Source organism: Clostridium drakei (genome assembly GCF_000633595.2).
GTDB classification, from domain to species: domain Bacteria; phylum Bacillota; class Clostridia; order Clostridiales; family Clostridiaceae; genus Clostridium_AM; species Clostridium_AM drakei.
Map to the genome: position 1 here is coordinate 60,825 of NZ_JIBU02000038.1, position 6,716 is coordinate 67,540.

Genomic DNA, 6,716 nt, shown 5'->3' on the forward strand with positions numbered 1-6,716 from the left:
AATAATAAAACTAATGTTAAATATTTATTGTTGTAGATATTTAGGAGATTGTCCTAAATTCATATCCTTGTCCTTTAAGATATTCTATAATTTGTGGTAATGCTTTAGCTGTTTCTTCTTTGCCATAAGTATCATGCATTAGTATAACTACTTTTTCTTGTGATCCTACACTTTCTTTTACATGTTCTAAAAGTTGAGCTGCATTTTTTCTTTTACCTTCAGCATCAAAGTCATAAGCATTCCAATCTATACTGTACATGTCTTTTTCTTTTAATCTTGCATTAAACTCTTCTAAATTAGGATCATGGTAATATTGTCTTGACATGTATCCACCAGGCATTCTTATTACTCTTGTATTAAAATCTTTTCCAAGAATATTTCTTATGGCGTTATTATCTTGTTCAACTTCATCCATATAGCGATTCACATCAAGTTTATTACCAGGATATAGTTTTTTCATACTATGAGTATAAGTGTGATTTCCAATAGCATGTCCGCTTTCAAATATCTCACGTACTAGTTCCTTACTTCTTTCATCTGCATCTACATTGTGTCCCATTAAACAAAAGGTTGCTTTAACATCATAGTTTTTAAGAGTATTTAATATTTTAGGAGTTACAGTAGTAGATGGACCATCATCAAAAGTGAGAAACGCTATTTTTTTTCCATCCTTTTCTCCTTTACCATCTAATATGTCTTTTACTTTTTGAGCATCATAAGTATATTTTTTTCCATCATTAGATACATTATGTTTGTTATCATCCTTACTATTATCTTTATTTTTATCTTGATCCTTAGCTTTAGAATCTTTATCATCTTTTTTAGTAGATTGATTTTTATCATCTTTAGCTTCAGGGGTTTTGTTAGTTGATATTGCTTTATTAGCTTCTACTTTAGAGCCATAGAAATAATTATAACTCTTATATGATAAGGTAAAAATACCAATTAGCAGTAATAAAATTAGAGCGCTGTTTCGCATAAACTTAATACGATTTTTTTTTCTTGTCATTTTCCTATATCTCCTATCCATTCTTAATTAAATAAACATAAATCTGATTTAGTTTAACTTCCTTTGTGGCAAATTTGAAAAGTTTTGAGTTTAAATTCATACCACTACCTCTATTATACAAAATTGTACAAGCTAAAACTACAATATTTAACGCAAAAACAAGTTTTTTATATTAAGATTTTGTAAAATGTTCTTTTTATTTAATTTCAGACAGCATTTTACAATAATTTTTTGGAGATAGGCCAAATGTTTTTTTAAAGGCTCTGACGAAATTGGAATAATCATTAAAACCACATTCAATACAAGCATCAGTTATGCTTTTTCCGGCTTTTATCAGCGAATTAGACATAATAAGTCTTTTGTGAAGTATATAGCTGTGGATTGTATATCCAGTTTGTATTTTAAATTTATGCATAAGATGATATTTGCTCATGTAAAATTTAGAGGAAAGTGTATTTATAGATAAATCCTCAGATAAATTTTCATTTATATAATTTAAAATCGAAGTAATATTTTTATCATATTCAATATCGGATAATTCCTTAATATTTTGGTTTCCAAGAAATAGTCTATTAATATAAACCATAAATTCTAAAAATAGAGAAGATTTTAGTATTTCACATGCAAAATCTTTATCATTAGAAGCTGCTTCAAGTTTAAAAAGTAAATCTTTTATATTTGATATCCACTCATCATCTAATCTTAGTAAGTTAAAGTTTTGTTTTGAAGCAAGTTCGAAACAAGTTAGCAAATTGCAACCATTATTGTGTTTTATTAAAAAGTCTGAATTTACCCAAATGATTATACGTTCATAAACATTATCAGGATCTATTACAGCTTTGTGTATATCATTGTTGTTTATAAGTAATATGTCAAAGGGTTTTAATTTATAAGCTTTTCCTTCTATTAGATAAGTTACGTTTCCTGATATGAAAATTACCAATTTATTAAAATTATGATAATGAAATTGAAATTGTGTATCTTTTTTATCTTTCAAATGAAAAATTTGAAAATCTTTTTTTAGATAGCCTCTTTTTATTTTTAAAGATTCATTGTCTAGCATAGTAATACTCCTATATTAAGTTTCACTCAATATGGTACAGCATTTTTTGCAATGTTTCAAGCATTTTTAGCAAGAAATATAGTAAAAGTTTATCATATAATAAATAATAAGATGAAAATTTTAATATAATAATGGGGGGATAAATTAATGAAGACATTTTTTAAAAACTATAAGGATTCTGTGATATTATTAGGATCTATAATTTTAGGAGGTATCGTAGGCATTATTTTTGGAACAAAAGCATTGGTGCTCAAACCTTTTGGGGATTTATTTTTAAATTTAATGTTTATGATAATAGTACCACTAGTATTTTTGAGTGTTTCTTCAGCTATATCCAATATGAATGGAATGAAAAGACTTGGTAAAATTATGGGGGCAATAGTTATAGTGTTTCTAAGTACAGCTCTTATAGCAGCAATAATTGCTTTTATAGGCGCTTTAATAATGAATCCCACTAAAGGAATAGATTATTCTGTTATAAAAAAGATTGTAACAGAAAATACTAATCCTTCAGAAAAAGTTAAGCATCTAGGAATTTTACAACAGATTGTAAATACTTTTACAGTACCAGATTTTGTAGGACTATTTTCTAAAAATAATATGCTGCAAATTATTGTTTTTTCAATACTTTTTGGTATTTCTACAACAATGCTTGGAGAAAAGGCACAACCTGTTGCTAAATTTTTGGATTCAGCTTCAAAAGTAGTTATGAAAATGGTAAAAATTATAATGTATTATGCACCTATAGGATTAGGATGTTATTTTGCTGCTGTAATAGGTGAATTAGGACCTCAGATATTACAAGGATATTTAAGAGTATTTATTCTTTATATAATTCTTTCAGTGGTTTACTATTTTGGATTTTTTACTTTTTATGCTTTTTTAGCTAATGGTAAAGATGGAATAAGAACCTTTTGGAAAAATGCTTTAACACCAACAGTAACTGCTTTAGCTACATGTTCAAGTGCTGCTTGCATTCCTGTTAATTTAGAAACTACAAAAAAAATGGGGGTGCCAAGAGATATAGCCGAAACGGTAATTCCATTAGGAGCTACTATACACAAAGATGGATCAGTATTTGGCGGTATTATGAAAATAGTTTTTTTATTTGGTTTGTTTGGAAAGGACATGACAAGTGTATTAACTATAGTTTGCATAATACTGATAGCATTTTTAGTAGGTGCTGTAATGGCTGCCATTCCTAGTGGTGGAATGATTGGTGAAATGCTGATTTTAAGTGTGTATGGCTTTCCAGCAGAATTTCTACCTATAATTGCTGTTATAAGTACTATCATAGATGCACCTGCAACCATGTTGAATTCTACTGGGAATACAGTATGTGCTATGATGGTAACAAGAATTGTAGAAGGAAAAAAACAGGTTGAATAATTTTCAAGGGATGTAAACTTAGTATTTTTGTGATAAAATTTAAGAAAAGGTAACTGTAAAATAGTACAATTCATGATTTTAAAATATAGTATTGAGAAAGGAAGTGAAAATCCTAATTGTTTAATAATCAAATAATAGCATTTGAAGTTTAATATTAAATAATTTAGGTAAAATGATATGCTGGAAGATGATAAAAATAAAAGATTTGAAGTAGTTTATTCTGAGGGAAATTTGGAAGGAAATAAAATTATTAGAGATAAGCAAACTGGTGTGAATTATTTATTTTCTTTTGCAGGATATGCAGGTGGTTTAACAGTACTATTGGATGAAAACGGGAAACCAGTAATTACTAAATGTGATAAGTAAGTTTTTTCTTATGAAGGTTAGGTGATAAAAACAAATGAAAACTGTAATAATGTTTATAACCTCGTGGTGTCCATATTGTAAGCAAGCATTTTCTTTTATGGAAGAGGTAAAAAAAGAAAATCCTAAATATGAGGACATTGAAGTAAAAATAGTAGATGAAGAACGTGAACCAGATATTTCTAAACAATATGATTATTATTATGTACCTACCTATTATGTTGATGGAGTTAAGATACATGAAGGGGTACCTTCTAAAGATATTGTTCGAGAGGTATTTGAAGAGGCTTGTAGTTTGAGGTGAAAAATTAATGGTGAAACTTAAATATAAAATTTGGCTGCAGGATGATGGAAGAACTTTTGGAAAAGGTGTATATAATCTTTTAATAGGAGTAAAAAAGGCAGGTTCTCTAGCAAAGGCCGCTAAAAGCATGGGGATGTCCTATAATAAAGCTCATAACCTGATTAAAAATGCAGGTAAAAGGTTAGGATTTGAACTTTTAGTAAGTAAATCAGGGGGAAATAAAGGAGGAGGTTCTATACTTACTCCAGAAGCCGAGGAATTTATTAAAACATATAATGAATTTTTAGATGAATGTAATGAAGCTTTGCAAAATATTTTTTCCAAATATTTTAAAAATAATTAGCGTATAAGTTAATAAATGGTTAAAATATTATTTACAATAGTAAAAAAAATCGTTATACTTTAAATAGTATAACGATTTTTGATTTAAAAATTTTAGGAGGGGATTGTATTGAAAAAAAATTTATTAGTTCTAAGTGTTTTGGCTGCTACCTTAATTTTTTCTGGATGTTCCCAAAAAAATTCAGAAACTTCAAAACAAAGTCCTAAAAATATCACTATTTCGGCTGCTGCCAGCTTAAAGGAATCATTGACAGAAATTCAACCTAAATTTGAAAAAGATAATAATGTGAAACTTACTTTTAATTTTGGAGCGTCAGGAACGTTACAAAAACAAATAGAACAAGGAGCACCAGCAGACGTATTTATATCAGCAGGAAAACAACAAATGGATAATTTAGAAAAAGAAAATTTAATTGATAAGAGTAGTAGAAAAAATTTATTGAATAATAAATTAGTATTAATAGTAGCAAAGGATTATAAAGATAAAATAAAATCAACTTCAGATCTTGCGAATATTAATTCTAAAATTGCAATGGGTGAACCTACTGTAGTACCAGCAGGGCAATATGGAAAAGAAAGTTTAGAAAAACTAAGTTTAATGGATAAAGTAAAAGATAAAGTTGTGTATGCAAAGGATGTTAAACAAGTAGTACAATATGTAGAAAATGGAGAAGCAGCTGCAGGTATTGTATACAAATCAGATGCTACTGTATTAAAAAACAGTACAATAGCTGAAACCATTGATGAAAGTTCACACAAACCAATAGTTTATCCAGAAGCAATAGTTACAGCATCTAAAGAAAAAGAAGCTGCAAAGAAATTTTTGGATTATTTAACTACAGATAGTTCAAAAGAAACCTTTAAAAAATATGGATTTGAAGTTAGTGTAAAATAAGTACAATGCAATACAATTTGTAGAACGTTTTTTGTAAATTTTTACATAAAAATTGTTAAATGTAGTACAAATACACTGGCTTAAAAATATATAATGTGATTTATAATTTCAATTAATGTTATATGTTAACAAATGTAAAATATAAATTGACATAAGTTTTTGAAAACGTTATACTTGAATCAATATGGCATATTGGAAAAATTAAAACAATGTGGATATAAAGTGTATTTAAATTATTTGAAGTACCTATAAATTAACAGTCAAATAATTTAAATATGCTTAATTTTAGCATGTTAAGTTAAATTTTTAACATTACTTTCAAACAAATCTGTAATTAGTGCATTATAAATTGACATATAATTATATAAGATTTCTATAATGAAAGGAGAATTTGTATGGATAGTATGATGTTAAAACCAGGAGAATTGTGTGATGCTTCTATAGGTAGTGGTTGTGGCAAAGCAAAACTAACAGCTTTACAACAATTGATACTAGGTATTTTGGCAGGGGCATTTATAGCTGTTGGAGGAGTTGTTTCCTCGGTAGTTTCACACAGTATAACGAATGTTGGAGTATCCAAGTTCGTAGGAGGAGCGGTATTTCCAGTAGGACTTATATTAGTTGTAATTTGTGGAGCAGAATTATTTACAGGAAACTGCCTCATGGTTGTGCCACTAGCAGATGGAAAAATAAACATAAAAGAGATGTTAAAAAATTGGGTAGTGGTGTATATAGGAAATTTTATTGGTTCTGTTTTAATAGCATTTTTAGTATTTCAAGCAGGTGTATTTACTTTAAACTCAGGTAAGCTAGGTGGAGTTGTAATAAAGGTTGCATCTACAAAAGGTAATCTTTCTTTTGGGACAGCCTTTGCAAGCGCTATAATGTGTAATTTTTTAGTATGCTTAGCTGTTTGGGGAGCTTCTGCAGCTAAAGATGTTGTCAGTAAAGTAATAATAATATGGTTTCCTATTATGACATTTGTTACTTGCGGATTTGAGCACTGTGTAGCTAATATGTACTTTTTAACAGCGGGTATATTTGCTAAATCTAATCCAGCTTTTGTTAAAGCTTCTGGAATATCACCTGATAAGATGATAGATGTTCCACATATGATTCAGAATTTAATACCAGCTACTCTTGGCAATATAGTAGGTGGTTCAATATTAGTTGGACTTGCATATTATTTAGCTTATAAATATATTCCAGCAAGAAAAAGCAGTGAAATTTCAAATAACAGTATAAGTAAATAAAGTTTAGTTTGCAACAGCTCATGAAATATAATTCATGGGCTTTTTTTATTTAGTAGGAATTTAAAACTTTTTTGCTCAAAAAAACATGCCGTTAGGCA

Annotated in this window: 8 protein-coding genes; 6 read left to right on the plus strand and 2 right to left on the minus strand. The window is 28.3% G+C overall.

From position 1 onward, the window contains the following. Positions 1–40: 40 nt before the first annotated feature. Positions 41–1,009, minus strand: a complete 969-nt coding sequence (locus tag EG57_RS0218120) for a polysaccharide deacetylase family protein (protein ID WP_032078552.1) — start codon at positions 1,007–1,009, stop codon at positions 41–43. A gap of 196 nt (positions 1,010–1,205) precedes the next feature. Then, positions 1,206–2,072: an AraC family transcriptional regulator gene (locus EG57_RS0218125; RefSeq protein WP_032078553.1), complete on the minus strand. Its 867-nt coding sequence runs from the start codon at positions 2,070–2,072 to the stop codon at positions 1,206–1,208. Between the two features lie 147 nt (positions 2,073–2,219). Between EG57_RS0218125 and EG57_RS0218130 the strand changes: the two genes are divergently transcribed. The 6 genes from EG57_RS0218130 to EG57_RS0218155 all read left to right on the plus strand — a co-directional run bounded on the left by EG57_RS0218130 (position 2,220) and on the right by EG57_RS0218155 (position 6,618). Then, positions 2,220–3,461, plus strand: a complete 1,242-nt coding sequence (locus EG57_RS0218130; protein WP_032078554.1) for a dicarboxylate/amino acid:cation symporter — start codon at positions 2,220–2,222, stop codon at positions 3,459–3,461. A 177-nt stretch (positions 3,462–3,638) separates the two neighbouring features. Next, complete coding sequence (locus tag EG57_RS0218135; protein ID WP_032078555.1) at positions 3,639–3,827, plus strand: DUF6440 family protein; 189 nt, start codon at positions 3,639–3,641, stop codon at positions 3,825–3,827. A 34-nt stretch (positions 3,828–3,861) separates the two neighbouring features. After that, entirely contained in the window at positions 3,862–4,128 is a 267-nt protein-coding gene (locus EG57_RS0218140; protein WP_032078556.1) for a TlpA family protein disulfide reductase, read from the plus strand. A gap of 7 nt (positions 4,129–4,135) precedes the next feature. Continuing rightward, positions 4,136–4,471 carry a winged helix-turn-helix domain-containing protein gene (locus EG57_RS0218145; protein ID WP_032078557.1) on the plus strand — a complete coding sequence of 112 codons (336 nt, stop codon included), beginning with the start codon at positions 4,136–4,138 and terminating at the stop codon, positions 4,469–4,471. Between the two features lie 108 nt (positions 4,472–4,579). Beyond that, positions 4,580–5,365 carry a molybdate ABC transporter substrate-binding protein gene (modA, locus tag EG57_RS0218150; RefSeq protein WP_032078558.1) on the plus strand — a complete coding sequence of 262 codons (786 nt, stop codon included), beginning with the start codon at positions 4,580–4,582 and terminating at the stop codon, positions 5,363–5,365. A 395-nt stretch (positions 5,366–5,760) separates the two neighbouring features. Beyond that, positions 5,761–6,618: a formate/nitrite transporter family protein gene (locus EG57_RS0218155; protein ID WP_032078559.1), complete on the plus strand. Its 858-nt coding sequence runs from the start codon at positions 5,761–5,763 to the stop codon at positions 6,616–6,618. The last annotated feature ends 98 nt before the right edge of the window (positions 6,619–6,716 follow it).

Coding starts and splice junctions, on each gene's coding strand:
- EG57_RS0218120 (WP_032078552.1), bottom strand. CDS start 1,009: ATGACAAGAAAAAAAAATCGTATTAAGTTTATGCGAAACAGCGCTCTA.
- EG57_RS0218125 (WP_032078553.1), bottom strand. CDS start 2,072: ATGCTAGACAATGAATCTTTAAAAATAAAAAGAGGCTATCTAAAAAAA.
- EG57_RS0218130 (WP_032078554.1), top strand. CDS start 2,220: ATGAAGACATTTTTTAAAAACTATAAGGATTCTGTGATATTATTAGGA.
- EG57_RS0218135 (WP_032078555.1), top strand. CDS start 3,639: ATGCTGGAAGATGATAAAAATAAAAGATTTGAAGTAGTTTATTCTGAG.
- EG57_RS0218140 (WP_032078556.1), top strand. CDS start 3,862: ATGAAAACTGTAATAATGTTTATAACCTCGTGGTGTCCATATTGTAAG.
- EG57_RS0218145 (WP_032078557.1), top strand. CDS start 4,136: ATGGTGAAACTTAAATATAAAATTTGGCTGCAGGATGATGGAAGAACT.
- EG57_RS0218155 (WP_032078559.1), top strand. CDS start 5,761: ATGGATAGTATGATGTTAAAACCAGGAGAATTGTGTGATGCTTCTATA.